The sequence below is a fragment of the Streptomyces sp. NPDC059371 genome (genome assembly GCF_042751995.1).
In the GTDB taxonomy this organism is placed as follows: Bacteria; Actinomycetota; Actinomycetes; order Streptomycetales; family Streptomycetaceae; genus Streptomyces.
The window spans coordinates 89,000-113,502 of record NZ_JBHYXD010000007.1 but is presented as its reverse complement, the minus strand read 5'-3'; the positions used below and the strand labels follow the sequence as shown (position 1 = coordinate 113,502).

The window sequence follows — 24,503 nt, the reverse complement described above, 5'->3', positions numbered from 1 at the left end:
TGAGGGGCCGATGCCGAAGCCCATACCGAGGGACCTTCCCGATCAGCAGGCGGCACCCGACGAGGACCCCTTGGACATCGTCGGCGTACCCCGGCAGCCGAGCGAGAGCCGCCGGTTCGGGACGGAGCGCGGCCGCGCGGAAGGCGAAGCCGAGGGCTCGCAGAAGCCCGACACGGAGGTCCCCGACACGGACGAGGCGGGCACCGGCCGCAGGGGCGCCCCGCACTCGGGCAGCTCCCGTCCCGAGCACCCGGTCCCGGACGAGCCGTCCGGCTGACGCCCTCGCGCGCCGCGAGCGCCCTGGCGGGTGACGTGGGGAGCGAGGCCCGCGACGGCCGACCGAACCCGGCTGCCGGAAAGGAGTCACCGGCAGATCTACGTCAAGGACGACAAGGTCGTCCAGATCGAGTGGTCGAGACCCGGCGCCGCATCTGGGAGTGGGAGAAGGACGGGCCGCGCACCGCCCGCACGCTCGGCATCGGCGGTATCGGCGGCATCGCCGGTATCGCCGGCCTCGGCGGCGCGAACCTCGACGACGAGGAGAACTGCCTGATCAAGAAGCTGTTCACCGGGCTCGGCGTCCTCGCGGCGGGGATCGCCTCGGCAAGACCCCCAATACACCGTCGTACCCCAGCGGAAAGGAGAGTGACCCGTGGTCACCGTTTCCCTCACCGGAACGTCCAGGGAGGACGCCGCCAGCGTCATCGACGTGCTGCGAACGGCGTTCCCCACCGACCGGCCCCTGGACGTCCCCGAGGACCCGCCGGGCTCGCGTCCCGCGGTGTGGACCGCGGAGATCGCGCCCGCCGACGACCGCATCCCGACCGGTCCGACCCCGCTGGAAGGCCCGGTCAGCGCGACGCTGCAGGGCGGCTGTCTCGCCGTGGACCTGCTGCGCGAGGCACTGAACGGCGCGTTCGCCGTGCAGGAGCGGGGCACCGCGTCCGGGGACCGGCAGAAGGAGGTCGACCTGCGGCTCGGGGCCAAACGGTAGCCGGGCCGAAGAACGCGGGGCCGACGCGGGGCCGGAGAACCCTGGGCGCCGTCGTACGCCGGCTCGGCGCCGCCGTACGCGGACGTTCACCGCCCCGCGCCGAACGTTCCGCCACCCGTCCCACGGAGGAGAAGAGCGGCATGGTGCAGATCGGGTACACGATGATGACCGAGCAGGCCGGCCCGCGCGAACTCGTCGACCAAGTGGTGCGCGCCGAACGAGCCGGATTCGACTTCTCCGTCACGTCCGACCACTGCTTCCCCTGGCTGGGCTCCCAGGACACGCGCCGTACGCGTGGAGCGTGCTCGGCACGGCCGCGCAGGCAAACAGACGCATCCCGCTCATGACATAAGGAGGCGGGTGCCGGGGCGGTCCACCGTGATGTCGCGGACCTCCTCGACCACCTGGACACCGGCGTCTTCGCCGACCGGGAATGACCGGACCTGCCCTGGACGGCCGGGTTCGGGGTACCCGGTGTCTCAGCGACGGCCGGAGCACGCCGCAGTGCCCCGGCCCGAATCGAAATCGGACAGGAGGTGATCACCGTGTCGGATGTACGGGCGCGGAGCGACGGAACAGCCGAGGGGACACGAGGGAACGGATCGGAGCCGGTGGGTGAGCTGGTCCAGCGGGCCTCGCAGCAGCTCACCGAACTGGTGCGGGGCGAACTCCGTCTGGCACAGACGGAGATGAAGGAGAAGGGCAGGCGCTACGGAAAGAGCGGCGGTCTGTTCGGCGGCGCGGGAGTGGTCGGCTTCCTGACCCTTCAGGCCCTCGTGGCCACCGCGATCGCCGCGCTGGCCGTACCGCTGCCGGTGTGGGCGGCGGCCCTGATCGTCACCGCCGTGCTGGGCGCCGTCGCCACCGCCATGGCGCTGACCGGGAAGAAGCAGGCCGGCCGGGCGGCACCGCCCAAGCCGGAGCAGGCGATCGAGAACGTGAAGGCCGACGTCGCCGAGATCAAGAGGAGTGCCCACCGATGAGCGAACCGTCCGACGGCAAGCAGACGGCCACGACACCCCGCGAGGTGCGTGAACAGGTCGAGCGGACCCGTGCCGAGCTGGGAGAGACGGTCCAGGCACTGGCCGACAAGGCCGATGTCAAGGCCCGTGCGAAGGACAAGGGCGTCGAGGTCAAGGAGAGGACCGTGGAGGTGGCCGGGCAGGCCAAGGAGAAGACCGCCGAGGTGGCAGGGCAGGCCGCGGCCAAGGCCGGCGAGCTGAGGGCCAGGGCGTCCAAGGCCGCGCACGCCGTCCAGGACAAGGTGCCCGACCCGGTCAGGGACCGGGCGGCCCAGGCGGCGAACCAGGTGCGGGACACGGCCGCGAAGGCCGGTGGCGTGTGGCAGGAGAAGGCCCCGGAACCGCTGCGGCAGCAGACGGCCCAGGGGGTGCGGCTGGCACGCGAGAACCAGGCGCTGATCCTGACGGCCGCGAGCGCCGCCGTCCTCGTATGGCTGGCCGTCCGCCACCGGAAGGGGTGAACGGACGGCCGCGCGGAACACCGTCCGGTGCGAAGCGCGGTGCTTCCGTCCGCCGGTGTCCCCTGTCGCAGGGAAGTCCCCGTGCCCTCACGGCGCGGGGACTTCCCCCGTTCCCGGAGATCCGCGACTCCCCTGGAGTCGCCAGGTCCCGTTTGGCCGGTTTGCCGCCGGGAACCCGTTCTGTCGAACGAGGAGTGGTGCTCCCGTTCCCGCTTGACCTGTGATCCCGCGGACCATCGCGGGTACTCGATGTCCGCGTACATGCCACCCACGGACAGGCCGCGTCCAGGAAGAAGGTGCACCATGCCAGCAGGATCGAACAGCAAGCGCGAGCGGCAGTACGAACACATCAAGGAGAGCGCGCGGGAGCGCGGGGAGTCCACGAGGCGTGCCGAGGAGATCGCGGCCCGCACGGTCAACAAGGAACGGGCCAGGGCGGGCGAGTCCGAGACGGCGAGCAAGGCGTCGCTGCGCGACCCCAAGTCGGCGTCGCAGCGGGGCGGCGAGCGTTCGCACTCCGGCGCGCAGGGCCCCACCAGGGATCAGCTGTACGAAGAGGCCAGGAAACGCGACGTCCACGGGCGCTCGTCCATGAGTAAGCAGCAGCTCAAGAACGCACTGGGCCGCTGAGGGACATAAAGCGGCACCGAACACTGAGGAGGGAGACCGCCGATGAAGGGTGACGTACAAACGGACGGGCGCGACGAGTCGCCCGAGGAGCGGGCCGACCGTAAGTGGGTCGACCTGCTCCAGGAGATCCGCGTGGCCCAGACCGGCGTGCAGATCCTGTTCGGCTTCCTGCTGACCGTGGTGTTCCAGCCGTCCTACCGGCGGCTGTCCGACGCGGACCAGACGCTGTACATGGTGACGATCGTCCTCGGCGCCACGGCCGTGGGCGCGCTGGTCGCCCCGGTGGCGTTCCACCGCATCGTGACGGGCCGCTTCATCAAGCCGGAGGCCGTCGTGTGGGCGTCCAGGCTGACCCTGCTCGGCCTGCTGCTCCTGCTGCTGACCATGACCGCCGCCCTGCTGCTGGTGCTGCGCACGGCCACCGACGACGACGGGTACGTGCCCTGGATCGTCGCGGGCGTGGCGGGGCTGTACATCCTCTGGTGGCTCGTCATCCCAACGGTTCTCCGGATACGCCTGGGGCGCCGCGCGCCCGACGGCTCCGGCGCCGACGACGGTGGGACGGACTGAACCGGCCGAACCGACCCCGGCACATGCCCCGGATGGGACGGCCGCTCCGGCCGTCCCACCCGGCGGCCGCCGGGTCCGCGCCGTCCGATCGCGCGCCGGCCGGAGCCGCGCGGGGCGTCTCGGTGTCAGCGGTTGCGGATGGCGCTGGTGGTGAAGAACCCGGTGGCGGCTGCGGCGACGAGAGCACAGACAGAAAACAGCATGGTTCGACGCACGGGACGTCCTCTCTGACGGAGCGTGAGTTGGCATCCTGCACAACGCCCGTCATGCCGTCAGGGGCTCGCCGCCGCCCCATACGCCACCCGCATGGACGCGATACCGGTCCGCGTCGCACGGAACGCCGGGGGCGCGGCACCTCCGCCGTCCCCCGGTACCGTTCAGCGATCCGCCGCCCCGTGCCGTTCAGCGAACGCGGGCCACCGCCGTGTAGATGCCGCTGTCCTCCGGCGCCGGTGCCGGTATCTTGCCCGACTGGGCCCACTGCGTCGCCGTCACCAGGCCGGGGGAGACGAGGTCGAGGCCCTCGAAGAAGCGCTCCACCTCGGCCCGGGTACGGAAGCCGAGCTGGATGCCGCCCTTCGCGTACTCGGCGGTGACCTGGGCGGAGAGCTCGGGGAACACGTCGGAGGAGGCGTGCGACAACACCAGGTAACTGCCCGACGGCAGCGTGTCGACCAGGTTGCGGACGATGGAGTGGGCGTCCTGCTCGTCGGGGATGAAGTGCATCAGCGCGATCAGCGACAGCGCGATCGGACGGCTGAAGTCCAGTACGTGGCGGGCGTGTTGGACGATTTCGTCAGGTCGCCGCACATCGGCCTGTATGTAGTCGGTGACGCCCTCGGGCCGACTGACCAGGAGCGCCTCGGCGTGACGCAGCACGATCGGGTCGTAGTCGGTGTAGACGACCTTCGCCGACGGCGTGATGTTCTGGACGATCTGGTGCAGGTTCGGCTGGGTGGGAATGCCGGTGCCGATGTCCAGGAACTGGTCGATGCCCTGGCCGGCGAGCCAGGCGGACGCCCGGTGCATGAACTCGCGGTTCTGTCGGGCGGCGTCCCTGGCCTCGGGCGGAAGCTTCTCTCCCACCGCCTCGTCGACCGGGTAGTTGTCCTTGCCGCCCAACAGCCAGTCGTAGACCCGCGCGGGATGCGCCTTGCTGGTGTCGAGCGGCGGAAACGACTGTCGGTCGATCGTCATGCTAGCTCCCATCGCACCACGGAAACGCGGCAGGCCAAGTGTTCGATCATCCTACTCGGAACCAGCCATGTGGTCGGCACGGTAAGGGAGTTGGGAGGGTGCCGAGGGGCCGGCGCGGTACGGGCCGGGCGGCGTGCGGAGGGGCCTGCGAGCGCCCGCACGCCAGCTGGAGGGGTGACCCGCCGGGGACGGTCGTCGTGAGCGGAACCGCCGGCGCGTCCCGTCCGATTCGTGCGGGCGAGAGCCTCCCGAGTCGGGTTTTGAATCGCGCTTTACACATCCACTGCAACCGTGGAGCCGTACTCGTAGTCCAAAAGAGCAGTGAGGCAGGCACGATTGTGAGCCGGGGTAAAAGTGAAGCGACGTAGCGGGATAACGACGGCACTCGTCATGGTTGCGGTGCTGGCGGGAGCCAGCGCCTGCGGCGGGGGTACGCCGAAGGCGAGTTCAGACGACGGAAAGGCCGGGGCGAAGAAGCCGACTGCCGGCGCGAAGCCGTCTCCATCGAAGCCCGCCGGGCCGCCGATGCTGCTGGAGACGATCACGCCGCAGACCGGGGCCACGGTCGGCGTCGCGATGCCGGTCTCGGTCATCTTCACCAATCCGGTGGCCCAGAAGGCCCGCGCCGGCATCGAGAAGCACATGAAGGTCACCAGCTCCCAGCCGATGACGGGCGCGTGGCACTGGTTCGGGAACCGGCGCGCCGACTGGCGGCCCAAGTCGTACTGGGCGAGCGGTACGAAGGTGAAGGTCACCGCCGACCTGAAGGGTGTCGCGAACGGCAACGGCCGCTACGGCACGCGTTCCTACGTCCACGACTTCACGGTCGGCGACGACGTCCGCGCGGATGTCTCCGTCACCGGTCACACGATGAAGGTCACCAAGAACGGCGCAGCGGTCCGGACCCTCTCGATCAACGCGGGCAGCGCCGAATACCCCACGTGGAACGGCGTGATGGCGGTGATCGACAAGCAGGAGAAGGTCCACATGACCTCCTGCAGCGTCGGCATCAGCTGCAACAAGGGCGACGCGAACTACTACGACCTGACCCTTCCCTGGGACGTCCACCTGACCCAGTCCGGGACCTACGTCCACTACTCGACCGGTGACCCGAACCCGGGCAGCGGCAGCGCCCGGGGCTCGCACGGCTGCGTCCACCTCTCCATCGGCGACGCCAAGTGGTTCTACGGCCAGGTCAAGCAGGGCGACCCGGTGTCCGTCACCGGCTCCCCGCGAGCGAAGGCCCCGGCCGACAACGGCTTCGCCTCGTTCAACCTGAGCTGGGACCAGTGGCTGGCGGGCAGCGCGGCCGGAGAGACCACCGCGGGCTGACGAAGGGCGGTGTGCCCGGGCCAGGATGATCAGAAGAGCATCGCCAGATCACCCGGCCGTACCCGGGCCGTGACGGGGAGGGTGGCCTCGACCTCCCCGTCGGCGCCGTAGGGCACGGGCCGGTCCGCCTCTATGTGGATCTCCCGGCCCCGCAGGATCACCACTTCCGGCCGCGCGGTGTGCGCGCCGGTCTTGAGTTCGTTCATGAGGGTGAAGAACAGCCGGCGCGGCGCCTGGCGGATCATCACGATGTCCAGCAGGCCGTCGTCCGTCAGTGCCGCCGGGGCGATGATGCGCCCGGAGCCGTAGTAGGCGGAGTTGGCGGCCACGACGGTGTAGCCGCGGTGGAAGTGTTCCTCCCCGTCGACGGTGACGCGGTACGACACCGGACGCCACCCGGTGACCGCGCGCAGACCGCCGGCGTAGTACGAGGCGGCCCCGCGCAGCACGCGTGCCTGGTTGGCGTGCTGATTGGCCAGCGCGTCGACGCCCGCGTACACACTGCCGAGAACCACGGTGCGCGGGTGCACCGCGGACTCCACCTCGATGGTGTCGACGCGCCGGGGCTCGCTGTGCAGCAGGACGCGCGCCAGGTCCTCGGGCGCGGTGGGCAGGCGCAGCGCGCGGGCGAAGTCGTTTCCGCGCCCGGCCGGGACCAGGCCCAGCACGGTGTCCGTCCCGCTCAGCGCGCCGCCGATCCCGCCCGCGATCCCGTCGCCGCCCACGGCGAGCACGACCCGGCCCTGTTCCCCGGCGCGCAGCGCGAGCTCCCGCGCGTGGGCCAGACTGCGGCTGTACTCGGTCTCCAGGCCGGCTCCGGCCTCCCGCAGCAGGCGGGCGACCGGGAGCAGCGCCGCCGCCCCGGTGGAGCCGCCCGCGGTGGGATTGACGACCGCGGTGAACTGTCGCATCGGTGTGCCTCCGGGCAGTGACGGGTGGAACGGAGCGGGCAGAGGGTGAAGCGGTGCACGGCGTCGGGGTGGCCGGCGGGAGCGGAGGATCCGGCGGCGGCCCCCGGCCGCCGCCGGATCATCGCGGCGGCCGTCAGTCGAGCGGCAGCAGGATCCCGGGGTTGAGAACGCCGTCGGGGTCCAGCCGTTCCTTGACGGCCCGCAGGGCCTCGACGCCCAGCGGTCCCGCCTCCCGGAGATACCAGTCACGGTGGTCCGTTCCCACCCCGTGGTGGTGGCTTATGGTCCCGCCGGCGCTCAGCACGGCCTCGTTCGCGGCTTCCTTGGCCGGTGCCCAGTGGGCGACGGCGTCCTCGCCCTGCGCGGAGACCACCGTGAAGTAGAGCGAGGCGCCGTTCTCGTACACGTGCGAGATGTGGCACATGACCAGGGGCGGGGTGCCCGCGGCGGAGAGCGTCTCGGTCAGGGCGCCACGCACGGCGGCGTAGAGCTCGGGAACGCGTGACCAGAAGGTCGCGGTCTCCAGGGTCTCGGCGAAGGCCCCGGCGTCGAGCAGCGCGTCGCGCAGATACGGCGCCGAATAGCGGCCGTGCGCCCAGCGTTCGCCGGGTTCGGCACCGAGGTAGGTGCCTCCGGCCGCGCGCAGGACCACCGCGGCTTCCTCGCGGCGGCGCGCGGTCTCCTCCTCGGTCCCCTCGAACCCGGCGATCGCCGTGCAGCCCGCGATCGTGGGCCCGTCGGCCGAACCGATGGCATCGGGCTGGGCGAGTCCGACGAAGGTCTCGGTCTCGTCGGACAGCCGCAGCACCGTGGGACGCGGTCCGTCCTGGGCGAGCCGGCGCAGAGCGGTGGCGCCCTCCTCGAACGAGGCGAACCGCCACCCCTCGTACACGCGGGTCTGTGGCACCGGCCTGATCCGTACGGTGACGGAGGTGATGACCCCGAAGGCGCCCTCGGAGCCGAGGATGAGCTGGCGCAGATCGGGGCCGGCCGCCGAACGCGGGGCGCGGCCCGTGTCCAGGGTGCCTTCCGGGGTGGCGAGGGTGAGCCCGAGGACCATCTCGTCGAAGCGGCCGTAGCCGGCTGAGGCCTGGCCGCTGGACCGGGCGGCGGCGAACCCGCCGATCGTCGCCCACTCGTAGGACTGGGGGAAGTGCCCGAGCGTGAAGCCGTATTCGGCCAGGAGTGCCTCCGCGTCGGGAGCGCGCAGGCCCGGCTGGAGCGTGGCGGTCCGCGACACGGGGTCGATGCCGAGCATCGCGTTCATACGGCGCAGGTCGAGGGCGACGAAGGCGTTCCGCTCCGGGGCGAGGCCGCCGACGACGGAGGTGCCCCCGCCGAACGGGACGACGGCGAGGCCGTGTTCGGCGCACACGCGCAGCACGGCGAGCACCTCGTCGTGGGTGGCGGGCAGCACGACGGCCGCGGGGGCGTTCCCGGCGTCGCCCGCGCGGATCTTCAGCAGATCGGGCGTGGACTTCCCGCGGGTGTGCCTGATCCGGGTCTCCGCGTCCGTACGCACCTGCTCCGCGCCGCCGACGGCGGCCGCCAGGGCGTCCAGCATCGCGGCCGGCGGGGGCTCGGGGACGGAGATCTCCTCGAGGGCGTGCGGGGCGGTGTCCCGCGGCTTGACGCCGAGCAGATCCCGCAGCAGGCCGGTCACCGAGTCGGGCAAAGGCGCCGCCTTGGCGGGGTCGCCCCAGCCACTCCACAGCATGTCCATGAACTAGTCCTCATCGGTCGGTCGGGACGTGCCGTCTCCCGGACGGCCGCACAGGGCGTTACACTGTTACACATGACGCCTATTCGTCACAAGCATTCGGACGGCGACCCCGTCCTCGACGCCGTACGCGACTGCGTCCTGGCGGTCGGAGTCCGGCGTACGACCCTCACCGACGTGGCCCGCCGCGCCGGTGTCTCGCGCATGACGCTCTACCGGCGCTGGCCCGATGTGCGCACGCTGGTCGGCGACCTGATGACCCGTGAGTGGATCGACGTGGCGACCCGCGCCATGCCCGAGCCCCACCCGGACAAGCCGACGCGGGCCCAGATCGTGGACGGTCTCGTGGCCGGCGTCGAGGGCTTCCGGGCCCACCCGCTCTTCCGCAAGATCATCGACGTCGACCCCGAACTCCTGCTCCCTTACGTACTGGACCGCCGCGGAGCCAGTCAGGAAGCCCTCCTGGAACTCCTCGCCGACGCCCTGGCGGAGGGGCACGCCGACGGCTCGGTGCGGCTCGCCCCCACGAGAAGGCAGGCCCGCGCCGTGCTGCTCGTGGTCCAGTCCTTCACCCTGTCGCTGCGGACCATGACCGACGAGGACGACCCCGAACTGACCAGCACGGCCTTTCTCGACGAACTGCGCACCCTTCTGGAGAGGACCCTCACGCCATGAGTCCCACGAGCAGTCCGTCCGGCCCGGCGGCCCCGGCGCCCGGATCCTCGCTCTCCGCCGCCCGCCGCCGCCGTGAACTGGCCGAGGCCGTGGGCGGCGACATCGTGGACGTCCTGGTGGTCGGACTCGGCGCCACCGGCGCCGGAGTCGCCCTGGACGCGGCCGCGCGCGGCCTGAGCGTCGTCGCCGTCGACGCCCACGACCTCGCCTTCGGCACCTCGCGGTGGAGCTCCAAACTCATCCACGGCGGACTGCGGTACCTGGCCTCCGGGCAGCTCGACGTCGCCCACGAGAGCGCGGTCGAACGCGGTGTCCTCATGGAGCGCACCGCCCCCCACCTCGTACGCGCCCAGCCCTTCGTCCTGCCCCTGACGCCGTTGGTGTCACGCGGTCAGGCCTCCCTCGCCTGGGCCGGGTTCCGGGCGGGGGACACCCTGCGCCTCGCGGCCCGCACCTCCCGCGCCACCCTGCCCGCGCCGCGCCGCCTCTCCGCGGTGGAGGCCCGTCACCTGGCGCCGTCGGTGCGTCCCGCGGGCCTGCGCGGCGGTCTGCTGTCCTGGGACGGCAAGGTAACCGACGACGCCCGGCTCGTCACGGCGCTCGCCCGCACCGCCGCCGCCCACGGCGCGAAGATCCTCACCCGCGTCAGGGTTCTGGAGACCGGCGGGACCGTCGCCCGCGTCCGCGACGAACTGACGGGGGAGGAGGGTGAGATCAGGGCCCGCGCGGTCGTCAACGCGTCCGGCGTCTGGGCGGGCGACCTCGTCGACGGCATCCGTATCCGCCCGTCGCGGGGAACCCATCTGGTGCTGCGCGCCGACCTGTTCGGACCGCTGCCCGCCGGGCTGCACATCCCCATCCCGGGCGAGACCAACCGGTTCGTCCTCGTCCTGCCGCAGGACGACGGCCGCGTGTATGTCGGACTGACCGACGAACCCGTCGACGGGGACCTCCCGGACGTGCCCGACGTACCGGAGTCGGACATCGGCTTCCTGCTCGACGTCGTCGGCTCCGCCATGGACACCCCGGTGCGGCGCGACGACGTCGTCGGCGCCTTCGCGGGGCTGCGCCCCCTGCTCGACACCGCGCCCGGAGGCTCGGGAGGGGCCGCCCGCACCTCCGACATCTCGCGCCGGCACGCCGTCCTCACCTCCGACGACGGGGTGACCACCGTGGTCGGCGGCAAGCTCACCACCTACCGGCGCATGGCCCAGGACGCCGTCGACGCGGCGGTCGTGGCCCGGGGGCTGCGCGCCGGCCCCTCGACGACCGCCTCCCTGCCGCTGGTCGGCGCGGCGGCCCCGCACCGGCTCGGATCGCTGGCCGCCCCCGGCCATCTGATCCGTCGCTACGGCACCGAGGCGCCCGCCGTCCACGCCCTCGCCGCCCGGGACCCCCGGCTCGGCGCGGCCGTGGTGCCCGGACACCCCGTCACGCGGGCCGCGCTGCTGTGGGCCGTGCTGCACGAGGGCGCCCTGGACGAGGCCGACCTCCTGGACCGCCGCACCCGCATCGGCCTGATCCCCCAGGACCGGGCGGCCGCCGAGACCGCGGCCCGCGAGGCCCTCGCCGAGGCCGCCGTCCGGTCCGCCTGACACGGGCCGGGGACCGCATCGCGCCGACGGGTCCCGGCGCGCCGTCGCTCGATGGTGAATGGGTCGGCGTGCGGGACCCCTGCCGCCTGCCGCGACGTCGATCGTGTTCGGGTCGGCGTGCCGGATCCCTGTTGGCGCAACATGGCTCAACTCCCTCTGAATCAAGGGCTGTTGTAACGAGAACCACATGAGCTACCGCCGGTAACACCTGCAGGGAGCCCTCGGGGCATCCTGGGCCGGTACCCCGTGCACATGTCTCGCGTACCTCCGGCATCCCTTGACGAAAGGCCGGCCATGGAGCATTCCAGAGGAGTCTCCGCACCAAGCCGTGGGAACGAAGCCGAGCCCGGGACGGGCATCACCCGTCGCCGCGCCCTCACCGTCACCGGCGGGATGATCGCCGGAGCCGCGCTCGCCGCCCAGGCCTTCCCGGCCTTCGGAGCCGAGTCGCAGGACGCGGACGCGATCGTGGTCGGCCACGGACTGGCCGGCCTGGTCGCGACCGCCGAACTCGCCGCGGCAGGGCGGAAGGTGCTCCTCCTCGACCAGGAGCCGGAAGCCGGCCTGGGAGGCCAGGCGTTCTGGTCCTTCGGCGGACTGTTCTTCGTCGACTCCGACGAGCAGCGGCTGATGGGCGTCAAGGACTCCCGCGATCTCGCCTGGCAGGACTGGCTCGGCAGCGCCGGCTTCGACCGGGGCGTCGGCGACCCGACGGGCCAGGACCACTGGGCGTACAAGTGGGCCGAAGCGTATGTGGACTTCGCCGCCGGGGAGAAACGCTCGTGGTTGTCCGGGCTCGGGGTGCAGTGGTTCCCGATCGTCGGCTGGGCCGAACGGGGCGGCGGTCTCGCGGACGGACACGGCAACTCGGTGCCCCGATTCCACGTCACCTGGGGCACTGGTCCGGCCGTGGTCGAGCCGTTCGAGAAGAAGGTGCGCGCCGCGGTGGCGGCGGGCAAGGTCACCTTCAAGTTCCGGCACCGGGTCGACGGGATCGTGACGACCGGCGGCGTCGTCACGGGCGTCCGCGGCGCGGTCCTGGAACCCAGCGGCGCGGCGCGCGGAAAGCCCAGTTCCCGCACCGTGGTGGGCGACTTCGAGCTGCGCGCCCCGGTCGTGGTCGTCACGTCCGGAGGCATCGGAGCCAACCATGAACTCGTGCGGCAGAACTGGCCGGAGAGGCTGGGCACCCCGCCCAAGTTCATGGTCACCGGGGTGCCCGCGCACGTGGACGGCCGCATGCTGGCGATCACCGAGCAGGCCGGCGGCCGGATCGTGAACCCGGACCGGATGTGGCACTACACCGAGGGTCTGCGCAACTACGACCCGATCTGGCCCGGTCACGGCATCCGTATCCTGCCCGGCCCGTCGTCGATGTGGTTCGACGCGCGGGGCCGCCGCTTCGGCAGCCCCGACATACCGGGCTACGACACCCTGCACACCCTCAAGTCGATCACGGGCTCCGGCTACGACTACTCCTGGTTCGTCACCACCCAGAAGATCCTCGCCAAGGAGTTCGCGCTCTCCGGGTCGGAACAGAACCCCGACCTCACCAACAAAGACGTGTGGAAACTGCTCTCACGGATCTGGCAGAGCCCGGAGCCGATCGAGAAGTTCAAGAAGAACGGCGCCGACTTCGTGGTCGCCACCACGCTCGCCGACCTCGTCACGGGGATGAACAAGCTCACCGGCGACAACCTCATCGATCGCGCCGACCTCCAGCGACAGATCGAGGCCCGCGACCGCGAGATGGACAACCCGTACACCAAGGACGCCCAGGTGATGGGCATCCGCAACGCGCTGGCCTACGTCGGCGACTCGCTCAGCCGCACGGCCCCCGCCCACAAGATCCTGGATTCCGGTGCCGGGCCGCTCATCGCCGTACGACTCAACATCCTGACGCGCAAGACGCTCGGCGGCCTCCAGACCGACCTCTCGGGCCGGGTCCTGAACGCTTCCGGCAGCCCGGTCCCGGGTCTGTACGCGGCCGGTGAGGTCGCCGGCTTCGGAGGCGGCGGCGTCCACGGCTACCGCTCCCTGGAAGGCAACTTCCTGGGCGGCTGCCTCTTCTCCGGCCGCCAGGCGGGCCGCGCGGCGGCGGCCGCCACCGCGACCTGACGACCGACGACGCCCTCGGGGAGGGACCGACCGGCCCCTCCCCGACACCACACCTGGCGTGCCCTGCGCCGGACTTGTTGAGGTCCCTCCCACTACTGAGGCAGTGGTGAGGCGGGCGAAGCCGCGGCCGCCTCACATTGAGCGGAAGGCCTCCGAACCAGCTACGCGGGTCTTCCGTCCAGGGCGAGGCGCTGCCGAGGTGACACGGCGATCTCTGAGGGGGCGTCTGCTCAGCTGCGAACCGGTCCACTCGGCCGTGCGGGGCCGCGTACCCGGGTCGTCGAGAGAACCGTGTCCTGGCTCGCCAGACGCCGACACCCGCACCGCCGCTACGCGCGCAAGGCCGAGCACCTCCTCGCTTTCGTCGGCACAGTCGCCGCTCCCATCGGCTACCGCCGACTCAGCAGCCGAGCCGGCCCAAGCCTGCTCTGTCGGTGGCAACCCATAGGGTGCGCGCAACGTCTCAAAGGAGGAGGTCCCGTGGGATTTTCGGGTCACCTGGTCTTTGCCGGTAGCGAGCGTCCGCTGCTGGAAGCCCCCGTGTTCGACAGCATCGATCAGGAGCTGAAGGACACCGTGCATGCGTGGTGGCCGCGACCGGGCGGTTGGCAGACCCTCCAGTTCGATCATGGACTATGGGAGGACGACTACCTGTCCGCCCTGGTCGGATGGACCGGCGGACCAGCCTGCGTCGCAGACGTCTCTGGCAGCGACATCGCCCTCGTGACCGGGCTGGGAACCAACGGGCAGCGTTGGCAGGCGTGGCTCAATCTGGACAACGCTGCGGCACTCCTCACCGAGGAGCCGGAGGACCTGGACGACGTGAGCCTGTGGGTGGGCACAGCCGAGTTCAACGAGGCTGTGAGGCGCAAGCACGCGGAGCTCGACATGGATGTTCCGGCCGACGCTGAAGGCGCCCTCGTTTGGGCCGCAGCGGCCGGCATCCCAGCCACAACGCAGCAGTCCCGGATCGAAGAGCTACTACGCTCGCAGGAGACCTTCGCGGAGGACCTCTTCAGCGCACTGCTGGACGAGTTGGGCTTTCCCCGGGCCGCCCAGCCCTCACCAGAGCCATAAGAAGCGGCGTTTTGGCTTCCCAAGTTGAAGGGCTCCGGCGGTCGTCACGGGGTGGCGTGGCCGGTTGCTCTGCTCGACGACGAACCCGGACAGCGTGGCCGAGACCGGTGAGGGCGCGACGAGGCACACGCGTGCGTGATCGGTCGGCGCACCCGCCGCCGTGGCTGGCTGCCGTCGGCTGGGGTCCGTGCCACCGCCGTGCCGGATACAGGGGTCAGCCATGGTCAACGCGGTTGTCTCGCGGTCGAGTTCTCGGCCGCCTGACCAGGTACCGAAGCCCCAGCTCAGCGGCACGATCACCGCACCGCTCTCCTGAAGCGGGTGTCGGGAGAATCCTGCCGAGGGCTGCGGCGAAGGGCCGGTTCAAAGGGAAGCAAGGCAGGCAGCACACGGCGTTAGAGGGCTGGCACGGCCTCCCCGCGGCGGGGTGCGCGGCGTTGGTCCAGCCAGAAGGTGTAGCCGCGCAGATATGGCTGCAGTCCGTTGTCGATGTAGGCGACGAAGTCCAGGTGGCCTTGGGCGGCGTCGAGATAGTGCCCCCGGAATTGGGCGGACCCGTTGCTGCCCCAGCCGGGGTGGGTGCCGGCGCCCCAGGCGGCCGCGATGGCCAGCGTTCACTCGCGAACGCGGCCTCGGTCGCGCCACCATGCGCGGACAGTGTCAGGGGTCCAGTGGTCGTCGCCGTCCCAGCCGTAACCGCTGTACAACTCCAGGCAGGCAGCCGAAACCACTGTCTCGGTCTCCATTTCGCTCACGGGCTGGCGGTGGACGAACTCCGTTCCGAAGCCGCCCCCGTAGTCGTCGTCGTAGGCAATATGGTGCGGTGCGGCCAGCCGGCCAATGGCCATGGAGTCGGTGGCCGCACCATAGAACGGGCCTGGGACGTTGCGCCAATTCCGTTCCGCCCAGACGCCTGAGAAGACTTCCCTCGTCGGTTCCGCAGCGATGACGAGTTGCCGTGCGGTGGGCAGCGGATCCCAGTAACCGTGCAAGTCAGACCTCCTCGATCGAGCACCCGGACGAGGTCATCTTCCCCACCGGTGGACATGATCCGGCTGAGCTGCCGTGCTATGCAGCACGGAAGTACAGCAACCGCCTCGGCCGTCATCGACCCTCCGTACGCCTAGGGCACCGGGTGAGTGGCTCGGTAGACCTCAGCGACCGTCGCGCCCATAGTTCGCATCGAGAGGGTGCCGACCGGTCGAAGTGGCTCAGTCATCTAGACTCCGCCGACCACCGCTGAACAGCGCGGTCAAAGGGGAGATACATGAATGATCAAAACCTGCTGCGGGAGCCGCTCACGGCAGCGGACCGTCTGCTGATCTCCCTCCAGATCATCACGGCAGTGATCATCTTGCCGCTTGCGCTCATGGGAGTCGCGGCCCTGCTGTTCTACGTACTGGTCTACGCGGCATAGTTCAGCACGTAACACTCACGCTCGGGCCGTCCCTGCTGGCCCCGCTCCGGGCGCAAGGCAGTGCCTCCAAGCCGTGTGCCGGCTATCGCCGTCCCACCGGTACCCGCGACTCGGAGGACCTGGCGCCGCGCGCTAGTGAGGGGCGCCGAGGGCGTGGAACTTGAATGCCCCGATCCCCAGAACGATGATCTGCACCGCACTGGGGATTCGCCATCGAAAGGCCAGAAGACCCCCACCCGTAACCACGGCGCCGACGGCCAGGCACCACGTAGTCCGCCAGGCGAACATCTGCGCCTCGACTGTGTCGCTCCCGTCGTCGGACCATCCCGCGAATCCATAGCCGAACAGCAGCCCGACGATGACGACGATGTCGCTGACGAGCAATGCCGCGCCTATCACCATCTGTCGGCCGGTTGACGGCTCCTTCCCGCGCTTCATACCCACCCCGCTCTGTTCGCGGTCGCCGAGCTGCCGATTGTCTGCGGCCCAGCCTGCCGAGCCAGCACATGCCACGCGTGAGTACACATACTCAAAGGTGCCGACGTAGTCAGCCAGTTGCCTGCGGTTGACAGTCCTTTGTCGACCTTGGAGTCTCCGTGGCTCATGCCGCTCTCACCGAACCGGATCGGCTGTGGTCGGCGCAGGAGGTCATAGGCGCCCAAGCCCGACGCCAGCGGTGGCCAAGGTCCAAGGCTGGCACTCCTGCCGCACCACAAGCGCACCAGATCAGGCGGGGAAAGACGAGGAACCACGGCAAAAGGGCCAACGCTGACGAGGCCGTGTCGCGTGCGTTCGCCCAGCTCAGCGCTCGAACCCACCGTAAATGACCTCAGCTTCCCAAGTTGATGTCCCTGGCAGCCCCCTGTGCCCTGGGCCATAGGGTCGACTTCAAAGGGGGAGAGTTGAAGTCACTATCGATCACGTGGACGCTGCACAGTCACGGCTGGGCCTTTATCAAGGTGGCCGACGAGCACGGCGAGGTAGAGGTCATGGCCTCGTACGTCACTGACGGGCCCGAGCAGTTCTTGTATGCCATTGCCCGGCTGGTCCTGGGCGGAAACGACACACGCGCAGAGTTGGAGGGGGAACCGGAGGTTTATCGATGTCTCTTCCATCGAGACGGACCCGACGTCGACATTCGCCTGCTCAGGGCTGACGACTACCAGGCACCAGACAGCTCAGGGGTCGTTCTCTGGTCTGCTCGGCATACCGTCATGGCTCTGGCGCGATCAGCTGTGCGCGCCTTCGATCGACTCACTCACGAGGTGGGAGAGGCGGCCTACGAGTCTCAGTGGGGCCGGCCGTTTCCCCAAACAGAACTCGAAGCCCTGCGCGCCGCAGTGCGGCTCCACCTGCAGAGCACACCGGCTCGTGACATCACCAAGTGACATCAACGACAACGGACATAGGCAGCCTCACCCGCCAAGGCCTCCTCACCCGACCCGGACGAGGCCGTTACCAGAAACGGACTTAACTGGTCCGGTCTGGTTTGCCACCGCCGGAATCAACTTACATGCACGGCGCGAGAGCGGACCCATGCCGCGAATTTGTCAGCGTTTGCCTTCTGAGCCGGGATGGCGATCGTTGTCGCGCGATCCAGGAGCTCGTCCAAACGGGTACTCGGTCCGTCCTCGGCGATAAACAGAGCTTCGGCTCGTGCGAAGAACACGTCGAAGCGGCCGGACTTCATGTGCCCAAGATCGCCCGCGCGGATCGAGCCGAGTAGTGCCTGCCGGTCCAGTAGCCGGGTAAGCGTTGGTCAGCCATGATCGGCGAGCTGCACGACCATGTCAGCCGCAGCGGCGCGGGCATCGCGTTCGTTACTGATCTCCCACCACCAGTCGCGTCCTGCGGGCGTGCCATTCGGATGAAGCCGTGCGCGGTACAACCCAAGCGATTCATTGATCGACTTCGGCAGCGATCCGAGCGACTCTCTCATCCAGTCCAGCCACGGGACGGGCGCCACAGCCAGGTTGATGACGCAGCGCACGGACCGAGACGTGCTCGACGAGGACGACTGCACGTTCACGACCGCCCAGTCGCCCTGCGAGTTGGTCAATCGCCAGGTTGACCCCGAACCCTTAAACCCTGCGGTGCGCGCCGCTGGTCCAACGATGTCCCTGAGCGCCGCCTTGAGGGCCGCCTGCGCTGTCATGCGGCCACCTTGCCAGATTGAGGTGATCACAACCACGAGCGAGCGGGTCGCCTGGGGAGGGATTCGACCCCGAGGTCTACCAGCGACCGTAGCGAACCCCGGGCCGTGTCGAATGCGTGTCGATGCCTGGCCGACAGGGCGCCACGGTGGGGTAGTGGTACAGGTCAGAGAGGGTGCTGCGCGCGACGCGCCAGGCGCCTTCTAAGCACCTGGCCAACGACTGCGGGGCCGCAACCGACCGAGGGCTCACGTGCCAGGTGCGTGCCAGATCGTGCGGGGAACCACGGGGAACAGCGGGGATCGACTCCTCGGGCAACCCGCAGGTCACGGCAGCCGGTGATCAGTTGTCGGCGTACTGATCGCGCCCGCCGCCTACGGCCCGCCGTCGAAGAAGCCGGACTTCAGGTTCCCGATGATGGCGTCGAGTGGATGCCCACTGACGATGAACGGTCCGCTCCAGGGCGCGCTGAGTGCGAAGAGCAACGCCAGGCTCAGCCCGACCACACTCGCAACACCTACGATCAGCAGTGACGTTCGCAGGCTGCTGCGGAAGACCAGCGCGCCGGAGTTCACGATCAAGGCCAGTCCGCTGACCACAAGCGTGACGACGTAGAGCGCGGGAACATCGCGCGAGGCGGCCGCAACGCGGGCGCGACGACTACTGGTGACACCGTCCATGGAAGCCACCAGCTCCGTGCCTGTCGGGGTTCCCACCTCGGGCCGGGCCGCCTCGGCGCGCACACTCCGCTCCAGCCGTGCGATCGCGCGAGCGGTGGCGGGGTCGTCACCGGATGCCGCTGCTGGAGCCTCCCACTCCCTGGCACGCGTGTTCTGCAAGTAGTCCAGCAGTGCCGCATGGATCGGCTCCGACTGGACTCGCGGACTTGTCGCCGCCCATGCCAGGCGGGAGGCCGCGGCCGCCTCGTCGCTCACCAGCCCCTCGGCTGCGCGCAGGTAGCCGGCCTCGCTGGCCAGTGTGAGTGCCGCGAAGATCGCGAAGGCGGCGCCGAGTGTCGGCATCAGGGGCGTGGCGATCTGCGGCACCCGATCCCGTTCCTCGACCGGTACGAGCGCCCGGACGCCGACCCGCGCCACGGCCGCGACCAGTAAGGAAAGTAGGAGCCCGCCCACAACCAGCACCACCGCCGGCAGCGAGGTCAACCAGTTCACCACATCACCTACAGCGCGTTACCGCGAACGCCACACGGCAGCGGCACATCGGCCCCCGCGACCTGGAGCTCCTTGGCGATCACTTTTAATGAACGCTCCATGATCACAGGTCGAAGACCTGTGACGCTCGCGACGCGCGGCACGGCATCTCGTTTCTTTGGCCAAACAGCCGAATACGGCCCAGTACGAGGCAGTACTGACAACGACCGCCGTGCCCGCCTCACTTTCCGTCTCATTCATCAGTTCGGGTTCCAACAAGTGAATCCCCCGTTCCGCGAGTGGCTGCCGCCGTGACAGCGGTAAGGCCATTGCAGACCGGACAAGCGACGGGCGGGAAACATCCCTATGCCGAAGTTCCTCATCCAGGCCACCTACACACCCGAGGGCACAGGGGCTGCTCAAGGAACGCGTCAGCGGCCGCCGCGCCGCCGTCGACCATGTCGTCACCGACCTCGGCGGGCAGGTCGAGGCCATGTACTTCGCCTTCGGGGAGGACGACATCGTGCTCATCGTCGACTTCCCCGACCCGGTCTCCATGGCCGCCGTCATCAACGCGCGGGTCGATGCGGTGCACGACCTGGATGTGCTGCCGCTCGGTGAACCGGTGCTCGCACAGTTCGGGCACCGGTCGGGCCGCGCCGGCGATGAAGGCCCGGCGAACAGCCCGCCCCTACGCACCCCGACCGCGCGCCTCGGCACACCGTCCATTGGCGGCACGGTCGGCGCGTGTCGGCCCGGGGACCTCGGCTGTGAAGTCGCCGTTGCCGAGACTGTCCGGATGAGTGAAGAATCCGCACCGCGACCGTCCGCCGAACAACGCGAACGCCAACGGACCGTCGTCATGGCGACCCTCACCGTCCTGGCGGGCGCCGCCGACGCGGTCAGCTTCCTGACCATGGGGCACGTCTTCACCGCTCTGGCCACGGGCAACGTGCTGTTCCTGTCCTTCGCCGTCGCCGGTGAGGGACAGGTGCCGGTGGCCCGCCCAGCGATCGCTCTGATCGCCTTCATCCTGGGAGCCCTGGCCGGTGCCCTGGCCACCAAGGGTCTCGTCGCACACCACCGGCACTGGTTCGCTGCCGCGCTGGCGGTGGAGGGGGTACTGCTGGCGCTCGCCGGCGCGACAGCGCTGTGGCGGCACGGCTCCGGCTCGCTCACCGATCACCCGGACAACCTGGTCATCGCCATCGTCGGCTTCGCCATGGGACTGCGCGCCGACACCGCACTGCGCGCGGCCGTTCCCGGCATGCCCACCCTGCTCGTCCAGGTGTCGCTGGTCCGCCTCATCCACGGCCTCAGCGGGGCCGTCCCCGCGACTCCGGAGCGGCACACGATCCGTCCCCGGCTCATCGCCACCGTCGTCGGCATCTTCGCGGGCGGCGCCCTCGGCACACTCATCACGCCGTGGGGGACCGGCCGCGCGTTGCTCGCCATCGCCGCCGCGGTCCTGATCATCGCGGCGCTCAACGTGCTCCTGGTGCGGTATCACCGGCTCACGCCGGAACTGATCGGCTGACCTCTCTCCCCGTACAGCATCTGTGCAGGTCACGGCCGTGCATCGGTTCAGGGGGCGGTATCTCTGCCGAAGATCGACAGCGGCTATTCTCCGCCTATGTCCCCAACCCCCGCGCAGCGTCGGCTGCGTGACGACCCGCGCACCGCCGAGGTGGCCGCCCGCGAAGTCGCCCTTCCGCTCCCCAAGGCGGAGGCCCTGCTCCGTACGCTCCGGTCCGGGGAGTCGGTGCTGGCCCTCTACCACCAGGGGCTGGGGTACGCCGCTCTCACCGATCGCGCTCTCATCCTGCTGAGCGGCGAGGAGCCCTCGCGGATCGCGAGGCCCCTGGTGGTTCTGCGCCCCGCCTACGGGGCCGCGTCGCGCGTGGACCTGTCCGTGAATGGACGACGGATCACCGTGTGGGGGTCGCGGATCGACGCGTCCGGCGCATTCGTGCAGGGGACCGACCGCGAGACCCCCGGTTCTCTCGCCGACGATCCCCGCCTGGCCGCGGTCGTCTCCGGCGAGAAGCTGTCGCTGCCCGACGACCACAGGAAGGCGCTGCTCGCGGAACTCGGACCCGGCGAATCCGTCCGGGCCCTCTACCACTGCGGCTGGGGCTATGCCGCGCTCACCGACAGCGGACTCGTCCTTCTCCGCGGTCTCATATCCCCCAAGGCGGCACGGGTCGCCGAACCCCTGTCCATCCTTCGCCGCGAGCACGGCATCCTCGACTCCACCCTGATCGTCGTCGACGGCAAGGAGTACGGGCTTCACGGGTCCCGGCTCGATCCCGAGGGAGAACTCCTCGCGGCGCGGGGTGAACTCCTGCCCGCCGCCGGCTCCTTCGCCCGCCCGCGCGGCGGAGCGCGTGTGTTGGCATGGGCCCACAGACGCCCCGTCCTCGCCTGCATGCTCGTGGCCACGATGCTCTCCGCCGCCTGGGGCGTGGGACACGGCACATCGGCTCCCGCCCGCGCCGACCGCTCAGTGGTGGTGCGGGACTTCAAGGGAACGGCCCTCACCACGGCCGTCGCGGACGCACGACGCCAGTCCTGGATGTCGGTCACTACGGCCGACGCCTCCTCGTCCTTTCGGCCGGTGAAGGACTCGGAGCCCGGCTGGAAGGTCTGCTTCCAGACGCCTTCTCGAAAGGAAGAGGTCCGCCCGGCCGTCCGCGCTCTGACGCTCTACGCGGTCCCCGAGAGGGAGGTGTGCCCGACGAGCCTCCTCGCCCCCCGACGGGTGGTCATGCCGGACCTCAGGGGAGAGAGTTACGGCGCGGCCTCAGGCACCCTGGACGACCTGGGGTTCACGTACACCGCCGCCTGGCACGCGCACACGGGCGAGCGGCTCGGCGGCAGTACCCGGGACCTGGAGGACTGGCGGGTGTGCCGCCAGCAGCCGGAACCCGACCGCGAGGTCACGCTGTCGACGCGGGCCGACCTGTGGCTGATCGGTCCGGGCGACCCCTGCGCCAAGCCAAGCCCGAAGCCCAGTCCGAAGCCGAAGCCCACTCCCAAGCCCAAGCCCGAGCCGAAACCCGAGCCGAAGCCGCGCACCGGGGGCACGAGCGGCTCCACCACGGCGGGCGGAACGTCTGGAGGCAGCAGCGCCGGCGGTGGTTCCACGGGCGGTTCCTCCGGCGGTTCCTCGGGCACCTCGGGCGGAAGCACCGGCGGCACGGGCAGCGGGTCCGGCATCGGGTTCGGGCAGTACTGCTCTCCCGTGGGTGCCACCGCGACCACGGCCGACGGGCGCCCCGCGAAGTGCTTCATGGGCAGGGACGGCCACGCCCGCTGGGGTTACAACTCCGGCTGATCGGGGCGCCGGTCGGGCCGCGGCCGCCGCCGGTCGGGTCCGGCCCGGCCCGCACCCTCGATCTTGCCGGGATCCGGCAGTTCAGCCCGGGGCCGACGCTTCCGGAACCTGCCGTGTCGGTCGACCGGACGCGTGTGACCCAATGCTCCGGAACGAAGGAGACACAGCAGTGGCTGCGCAGACGAGGGACCGGTGGCTCTCGGCACGGATCCGGCAGGAGTGGTGGCACGCGGCAGCGTGGACCCTGCTCGGACTGGTCCTGTCGGCGGTGGCGGTGGGGCCGAGCCTCTACGTCCCCGGAAAGGTCGCCACGGAAGCCGCCTTCCGGGACGCCCGGCCGTGTGCCGGTGAAGCCGGGGTGCGGGACGACGGCACGAGTTGCCTGCGCACGATCAGCGGCACGGTCCTCTCCGCCCGGACGGTCAGGAGCGGCAAGTCGAAGGCCTTCCGCCTATGGCTGCGACCACCGGTTCCCGCCCCCGCCGATCAGCCCATCGACCTCGGCGCGCACGACGACCTCTCCGAACTCATCCAGCCGGGGGAGCGGGTGGACGTCACCACATGGCGGAACGACGTGGTCTCCGTCAACCAGGGCGGAGTGCGCGAGCGCCCCGCGGGACTGCCGGACGAGGGCCCCATCACCTTCATCGGGGCCGCCTTGGTCGTCGTCTGGTCGGCGGCCCTGGCCTTCGTCGCAGCTTTCGGCAGCGCCCGCCGGGCCCGCTTCCTCGCCACCGGCCGCCCTGTCGTTCCCCGGGTCCCGTTGGGCTGGGCTACGCCTGTGGGCGTGATAGCCCTGCCGTTTGTCGCGGCGATCTGCGCCGGGCATTTCTGGGACACCTGGACGGCTGTCGTCATGACCGTGGTCGTCTGGGCCCTGATCGCGGTACCGGCCACGATCCTCGTCCTGCGCTGGGACCGTGAGCCGTCCGCGGCACCCCCGCCGGGCAAGGAGGTCACCGTTCCGGCCGGCGCGCCCAACTGACTTGGCGGGAGCCGGAGTTCGAGGAGCGGCCGCCCGGACTCACCGCCTGCGATGCCGGGCCCGGCGCAGGAGGCTCTCCGTCGCGGTGGTGATCTCCTCGTGCGTCAGCCGCCCCAGCAACGCGCCGCCGAAGACGACGACGCCGACACCGACCAGCCAGGACTGCACGACGAGGACGGTGCCGAAAGGGCCGTAGGAGACGGTGCTGGAGGCGATCAGGGGCGAGAAGACAAAACGCGAGAAGACCCGGAGCCCCAGCAGGCCGAGAGCCGTCAGCACCGCGCCGGGCAGCAGGGCCCAGGCGGCGATCCTGCCGCCGAGCAGCATCCACTGCGACCACCAGAAGAACAGGACGACGCTCAGGCCCGCGGCCAGCGTTCCGGCGGCCGAGTGGCGCCACAGCGTGGTCGTCGCGGTCACGTAGATCGATCCGATGAGCACGGCCAGCCAGAGGACCTGGCGCCATCTCGCGTGCCAGCGGGCCGCGGGCAGCTCCCAGACCTTCTCGTAGCCGGTCTGCACCGCGGCGCCGAAGCTCAGGCCGAAGACGGCGAGGGCGGCGAGACCGAAGGCCGTCGTGGTCTGCCGTACCTGCGCGGGCCCGGCGAACAGCCGCGCGACCTCGTCCCGGGCGGCACTCGACACGCCGAGGCCGTCCCCCAGCCACTCGGCGAACCCCTGCCTGTGCGCCGGATCGGCGGCGGAGACGACGATCAGGAGCGGCACCAGGGTGAGGAAACCGAGGGCCGCGAAGCCCAGCGACCTTTGACCCAGTTCGATGTCCTTGCCGTGCCGCCATCCCCGGCCGACCGGGGAGTCGCGCAGCGCCGCACGCATCCGTGACCGCGCGGTGGGCGGCCGGTCCTGGTCGTCGGCGTCCGGTGGAGCCTTTTTGGGCATGCAGATCGATTACCACAGACGGCGGCGGCGCCGACAGCGTCACGGTCGGCCGACACGCGGTCCACCCCGGCGGACGCGACGCGGCGCGACAGGACATGGTCACGGGCGGGTCATCTGTGACCCTGGGACGGGCGGGCCATCCGTGCCCTGGGACGGGGTGGGCCATCCGTGCCCCGGGACGGGGCGGGGCGGGGGGGCGGGGGGGGGGGGGCGGGGCGCGGGGGGGGGGGGGGGGGGCGCCCCCGGGGCGCAAGTTGG

General features: G+C 70.6%; 24 protein-coding genes and 2 pseudogenes. 18 read left to right on the top strand and 8 right to left on the bottom strand.

Translation table 11 applies throughout. The features are described 5' to 3' along the window. Positions 1-10: 10 nt before the first annotated feature. From ACFXGX_RS06740 to ACFXGX_RS06705, 8 genes and pseudogenes are all read left to right on the top strand, one after another. A complete protein-coding gene (locus ACFXGX_RS06740; protein WP_384785606.1) occupies positions 11-277 on the top strand; it encodes a hypothetical protein in 267 nt (88 codons plus the stop codon). Positions 278-366: 89 nt separating this feature from the next. After that, positions 367-585: pseudogene (locus ACFXGX_RS06735) on the top strand (hypothetical protein); the annotation flags it as partial. A gap of 67 nt (positions 586-652) precedes the next feature. Continuing rightward, positions 653-994 carry a hypothetical protein gene (locus ACFXGX_RS06730; protein ID WP_384785603.1) on the top strand — a complete coding sequence of 114 codons (342 nt, stop codon included), beginning with the start codon at positions 653-655 and terminating at the stop codon, positions 992-994. 140 nt (positions 995-1,134) lie between these two features. After that, positions 1,135-1,343 (top strand): annotated as a pseudogene (locus tag ACFXGX_RS06725) (LLM class flavin-dependent oxidoreductase); the annotation flags it as partial. A 262-nt stretch (positions 1,344-1,605) separates the two neighbouring features. Further along, a complete protein-coding gene (locus ACFXGX_RS06720; RefSeq protein ID WP_384785600.1) occupies positions 1,606-1,977 on the top strand; it encodes a phage holin family protein in 372 nt (123 codons plus the stop codon). Continuing rightward, positions 1,974-2,477: a DUF3618 domain-containing protein gene (locus ACFXGX_RS06715; protein WP_384785597.1), complete on the top strand. Its 504-nt coding sequence runs from the start codon at positions 1,974-1,976 to the stop codon at positions 2,475-2,477. Before ACFXGX_RS06720 ends, ACFXGX_RS06715 begins: the two co-directional genes overlap by 4 nt. 303 nt (positions 2,478-2,780) lie before the next feature. Beyond that, positions 2,781-3,107 carry a plasmid stabilization protein gene (locus tag ACFXGX_RS06710; protein WP_384785594.1) on the top strand — a complete coding sequence of 109 codons (327 nt, stop codon included), beginning with the start codon at positions 2,781-2,783 and terminating at the stop codon, positions 3,105-3,107. A gap of 42 nt (positions 3,108-3,149) precedes the next feature. Beyond that, positions 3,150-3,677 carry a DUF6328 family protein gene (locus ACFXGX_RS06705; protein WP_384785590.1) on the top strand — a complete coding sequence of 176 codons (528 nt, stop codon included), beginning with the start codon at positions 3,150-3,152 and terminating at the stop codon, positions 3,675-3,677. A 402-nt stretch (positions 3,678-4,079) separates the two neighbouring features. On the opposite strand, the gene ACFXGX_RS06700 is transcribed toward ACFXGX_RS06705, so the two are convergent. Continuing rightward, on the bottom strand, positions 4,080-4,874 hold the full coding sequence (locus tag ACFXGX_RS06700) for an SAM-dependent methyltransferase (protein WP_384785587.1): 795 nt from the start codon (positions 4,872-4,874) through the stop codon (positions 4,080-4,082). Between the two features lie 390 nt (positions 4,875-5,264). Between ACFXGX_RS06700 and ACFXGX_RS06695 the strand changes: the two genes are divergently transcribed. Next, entirely contained in the window at positions 5,265-6,206 is a 942-nt protein-coding gene (locus ACFXGX_RS06695; protein WP_384785584.1) for an Ig-like domain-containing protein, read from the top strand. Between the two features lie 29 nt (positions 6,207-6,235). Here ACFXGX_RS06695 and ACFXGX_RS06690 read toward each other — a convergent pair whose 3' ends face one another. Both ACFXGX_RS06690 and ACFXGX_RS06685 read right to left on the bottom strand, forming a co-directional pair. Next, on the bottom strand, positions 6,236-7,117 hold the full coding sequence (locus tag ACFXGX_RS06690) for a diacylglycerol kinase family protein (protein ID WP_384785581.1): 882 nt from the start codon (positions 7,115-7,117) through the stop codon (positions 6,236-6,238). 133 nt (positions 7,118-7,250) lie between these two features. Next, positions 7,251-8,840 (bottom strand): FAD-binding oxidoreductase, encoded by a 1,590-nt coding sequence (locus ACFXGX_RS06685; RefSeq protein WP_384785578.1) that lies wholly within the window; start codon positions 8,838-8,840, stop codon positions 7,251-7,253. A 72-nt stretch (positions 8,841-8,912) separates the two neighbouring features. Between ACFXGX_RS06685 and ACFXGX_RS06680 the strand changes: the two genes are divergently transcribed. The 4 genes from ACFXGX_RS06680 (at position 8,913) to ACFXGX_RS06665 (ending at position 14,302) form a co-directional block, all read left to right on the top strand. Beyond that, positions 8,913-9,512, top strand: a complete 600-nt coding sequence (locus ACFXGX_RS06680; protein ID WP_384785575.1) for a TetR/AcrR family transcriptional regulator — start codon at positions 8,913-8,915, stop codon at positions 9,510-9,512. Beyond that, positions 9,509-11,107 carry a glycerol-3-phosphate dehydrogenase/oxidase gene (locus ACFXGX_RS06675; protein WP_384785572.1) on the top strand — a complete coding sequence of 533 codons (1,599 nt, stop codon included), beginning with the start codon at positions 9,509-9,511 and terminating at the stop codon, positions 11,105-11,107. Before ACFXGX_RS06680 ends, ACFXGX_RS06675 begins: the two co-directional genes overlap by 4 nt. A 294-nt stretch (positions 11,108-11,401) precedes the next feature. Then, complete coding sequence (locus ACFXGX_RS06670; RefSeq protein ID WP_384785569.1) at positions 11,402-13,225, top strand: FAD-binding dehydrogenase; 1,824 nt, start codon at positions 11,402-11,404, stop codon at positions 13,223-13,225. A 480-nt stretch (positions 13,226-13,705) separates the two neighbouring features. Beyond that, entirely contained in the window at positions 13,706-14,302 is a 597-nt protein-coding gene (locus ACFXGX_RS06665; protein ID WP_384785566.1) for a hypothetical protein, read from the top strand. A gap of 614 nt (positions 14,303-14,916) precedes the next feature. Here the strand turns inward: ACFXGX_RS06665 and ACFXGX_RS06660 are convergent. Further along, positions 14,917-15,294 carry a hypothetical protein gene (locus ACFXGX_RS06660; RefSeq protein ID WP_384785563.1) on the bottom strand — a complete coding sequence of 126 codons (378 nt, stop codon included), beginning with the start codon at positions 15,292-15,294 and terminating at the stop codon, positions 14,917-14,919. A 275-nt stretch (positions 15,295-15,569) separates the two neighbouring features. Between ACFXGX_RS06660 and ACFXGX_RS06655 the strand changes: the two genes are divergently transcribed. Then, a complete protein-coding gene (locus tag ACFXGX_RS06655) occupies positions 15,570-15,719 on the top strand; it encodes a hypothetical protein (RefSeq protein ID WP_384785560.1) in 150 nt (49 codons plus the stop codon). 132 nt (positions 15,720-15,851) lie between these two features. Here the strand turns inward: ACFXGX_RS06655 and ACFXGX_RS06650 are convergent, their stop codons facing one another. Continuing rightward, complete coding sequence (locus ACFXGX_RS06650) at positions 15,852-16,157, bottom strand: hypothetical protein (RefSeq protein ID WP_384785557.1); 306 nt, start codon at positions 16,155-16,157, stop codon at positions 15,852-15,854. 464 nt (positions 16,158-16,621) lie between these two features. Between ACFXGX_RS06650 and ACFXGX_RS06645 the strand changes: the two genes are divergently transcribed. Next, a complete protein-coding gene (locus ACFXGX_RS06645; protein WP_384785554.1) occupies positions 16,622-17,107 on the top strand; it encodes a hypothetical protein in 486 nt (161 codons plus the stop codon). 371 nt (positions 17,108-17,478) lie between these two features. Here the strand turns inward: ACFXGX_RS06645 and ACFXGX_RS06640 are convergent, their stop codons facing one another. Both ACFXGX_RS06640 and ACFXGX_RS06635 read right to left on the bottom strand, forming a co-directional pair. Then, positions 17,479-17,874, bottom strand: coding sequence for a DUF4304 domain-containing protein (locus ACFXGX_RS06640; RefSeq protein WP_384785551.1), 396 nt, complete (start codon positions 17,872-17,874; stop codon positions 17,479-17,481). A gap of 372 nt (positions 17,875-18,246) precedes the next feature. Then, complete coding sequence (locus tag ACFXGX_RS06635; RefSeq protein ID WP_384785548.1) at positions 18,247-19,044, bottom strand: hypothetical protein; 798 nt, start codon at positions 19,042-19,044, stop codon at positions 18,247-18,249. A gap of 262 nt (positions 19,045-19,306) precedes the next feature. Here ACFXGX_RS06635 and ACFXGX_RS06630 point away from each other — a divergent pair, with 262 nt between their 5' ends. The 3 genes from ACFXGX_RS06630 to ACFXGX_RS06620 all read left to right on the top strand — a co-directional run bounded on the left by ACFXGX_RS06630 (position 19,307) and on the right by ACFXGX_RS06620 (position 23,345). Further along, positions 19,307-20,560 carry a DUF1275 family protein gene (locus ACFXGX_RS06630; RefSeq protein WP_384785726.1) on the top strand — a complete coding sequence of 418 codons (1,254 nt, stop codon included), beginning with the start codon at positions 19,307-19,309 and terminating at the stop codon, positions 20,558-20,560. 96 nt (positions 20,561-20,656) lie between these two features. Continuing rightward, positions 20,657-22,360, top strand: coding sequence for a hypothetical protein (locus ACFXGX_RS06625; protein WP_384785545.1), 1,704 nt, complete (start codon positions 20,657-20,659; stop codon positions 22,358-22,360). A 169-nt stretch (positions 22,361-22,529) separates the two neighbouring features. Continuing rightward, positions 22,530-23,345 (top strand): hypothetical protein, encoded by an 816-nt coding sequence (locus ACFXGX_RS06620; RefSeq protein WP_384785542.1) that lies wholly within the window; start codon positions 22,530-22,532, stop codon positions 23,343-23,345. A gap of 39 nt (positions 23,346-23,384) precedes the next feature. On the opposite strand, the gene ACFXGX_RS06615 is transcribed toward ACFXGX_RS06620, so the two are convergent. Continuing rightward, positions 23,385-24,245 (bottom strand): ribonuclease BN, encoded by an 861-nt coding sequence (locus tag ACFXGX_RS06615; RefSeq protein ID WP_384785539.1) that lies wholly within the window; start codon positions 24,243-24,245, stop codon positions 23,385-23,387. Positions 24,246-24,503: the final 258 nt, after the last annotated feature.

Excerpts from the sequence above, each read along its gene's own strand:
- ACFXGX_RS06740 (WP_384785606.1), top strand. The coding sequence starts at position 11 with ATGCCGAAGCCCATACCGAGGGACCTTCCCGATCAGCAGGCGGCACCC.
- ACFXGX_RS06715 (WP_384785597.1), top strand. The coding sequence starts at position 1,974 with ATGAGCGAACCGTCCGACGGCAAGCAGACGGCCACGACACCCCGCGAG.
- ACFXGX_RS06710 (WP_384785594.1), top strand. The coding sequence starts at position 2,781 with ATGCCAGCAGGATCGAACAGCAAGCGCGAGCGGCAGTACGAACACATC.
- ACFXGX_RS06705 (WP_384785590.1), top strand. The coding sequence starts at position 3,150 with ATGAAGGGTGACGTACAAACGGACGGGCGCGACGAGTCGCCCGAGGAG.
- ACFXGX_RS06700 (WP_384785587.1), bottom strand. The coding sequence starts at position 4,874 with ATGACGATCGACCGACAGTCGTTTCCGCCGCTCGACACCAGCAAGGCG.
- ACFXGX_RS06695 (WP_384785584.1), top strand. The coding sequence starts at position 5,265 with ATGGTTGCGGTGCTGGCGGGAGCCAGCGCCTGCGGCGGGGGTACGCCG.
- ACFXGX_RS06690 (WP_384785581.1), bottom strand. The coding sequence starts at position 7,117 with ATGCGACAGTTCACCGCGGTCGTCAATCCCACCGCGGGCGGCTCCACC.
- ACFXGX_RS06685 (WP_384785578.1), bottom strand. The coding sequence starts at position 8,840 with ATGGACATGCTGTGGAGTGGCTGGGGCGACCCCGCCAAGGCGGCGCCT.
- ACFXGX_RS06680 (WP_384785575.1), top strand. The coding sequence starts at position 8,913 with ATGACGCCTATTCGTCACAAGCATTCGGACGGCGACCCCGTCCTCGAC.
- ACFXGX_RS06675 (WP_384785572.1), top strand. The coding sequence starts at position 9,509 with ATGAGTCCCACGAGCAGTCCGTCCGGCCCGGCGGCCCCGGCGCCCGGA.
- ACFXGX_RS06670 (WP_384785569.1), top strand. The coding sequence starts at position 11,402 with ATGGAGCATTCCAGAGGAGTCTCCGCACCAAGCCGTGGGAACGAAGCC.
- ACFXGX_RS06655 (WP_384785560.1), top strand. The coding sequence starts at position 15,570 with ATGAATGATCAAAACCTGCTGCGGGAGCCGCTCACGGCAGCGGACCGT.
- ACFXGX_RS06650 (WP_384785557.1), bottom strand. The coding sequence starts at position 16,157 with ATGAAGCGCGGGAAGGAGCCGTCAACCGGCCGACAGATGGTGATAGGC.
- ACFXGX_RS06640 (WP_384785551.1), bottom strand. The coding sequence starts at position 17,874 with ATGACAGCGCAGGCGGCCCTCAAGGCGGCGCTCAGGGACATCGTTGGA.
- ACFXGX_RS06625 (WP_384785545.1), top strand. The coding sequence starts at position 20,657 with ATGTCCCCAACCCCCGCGCAGCGTCGGCTGCGTGACGACCCGCGCACC.
- ACFXGX_RS06615 (WP_384785539.1), bottom strand. The coding sequence starts at position 24,245 with ATGCCCAAAAAGGCTCCACCGGACGCCGACGACCAGGACCGGCCGCCC.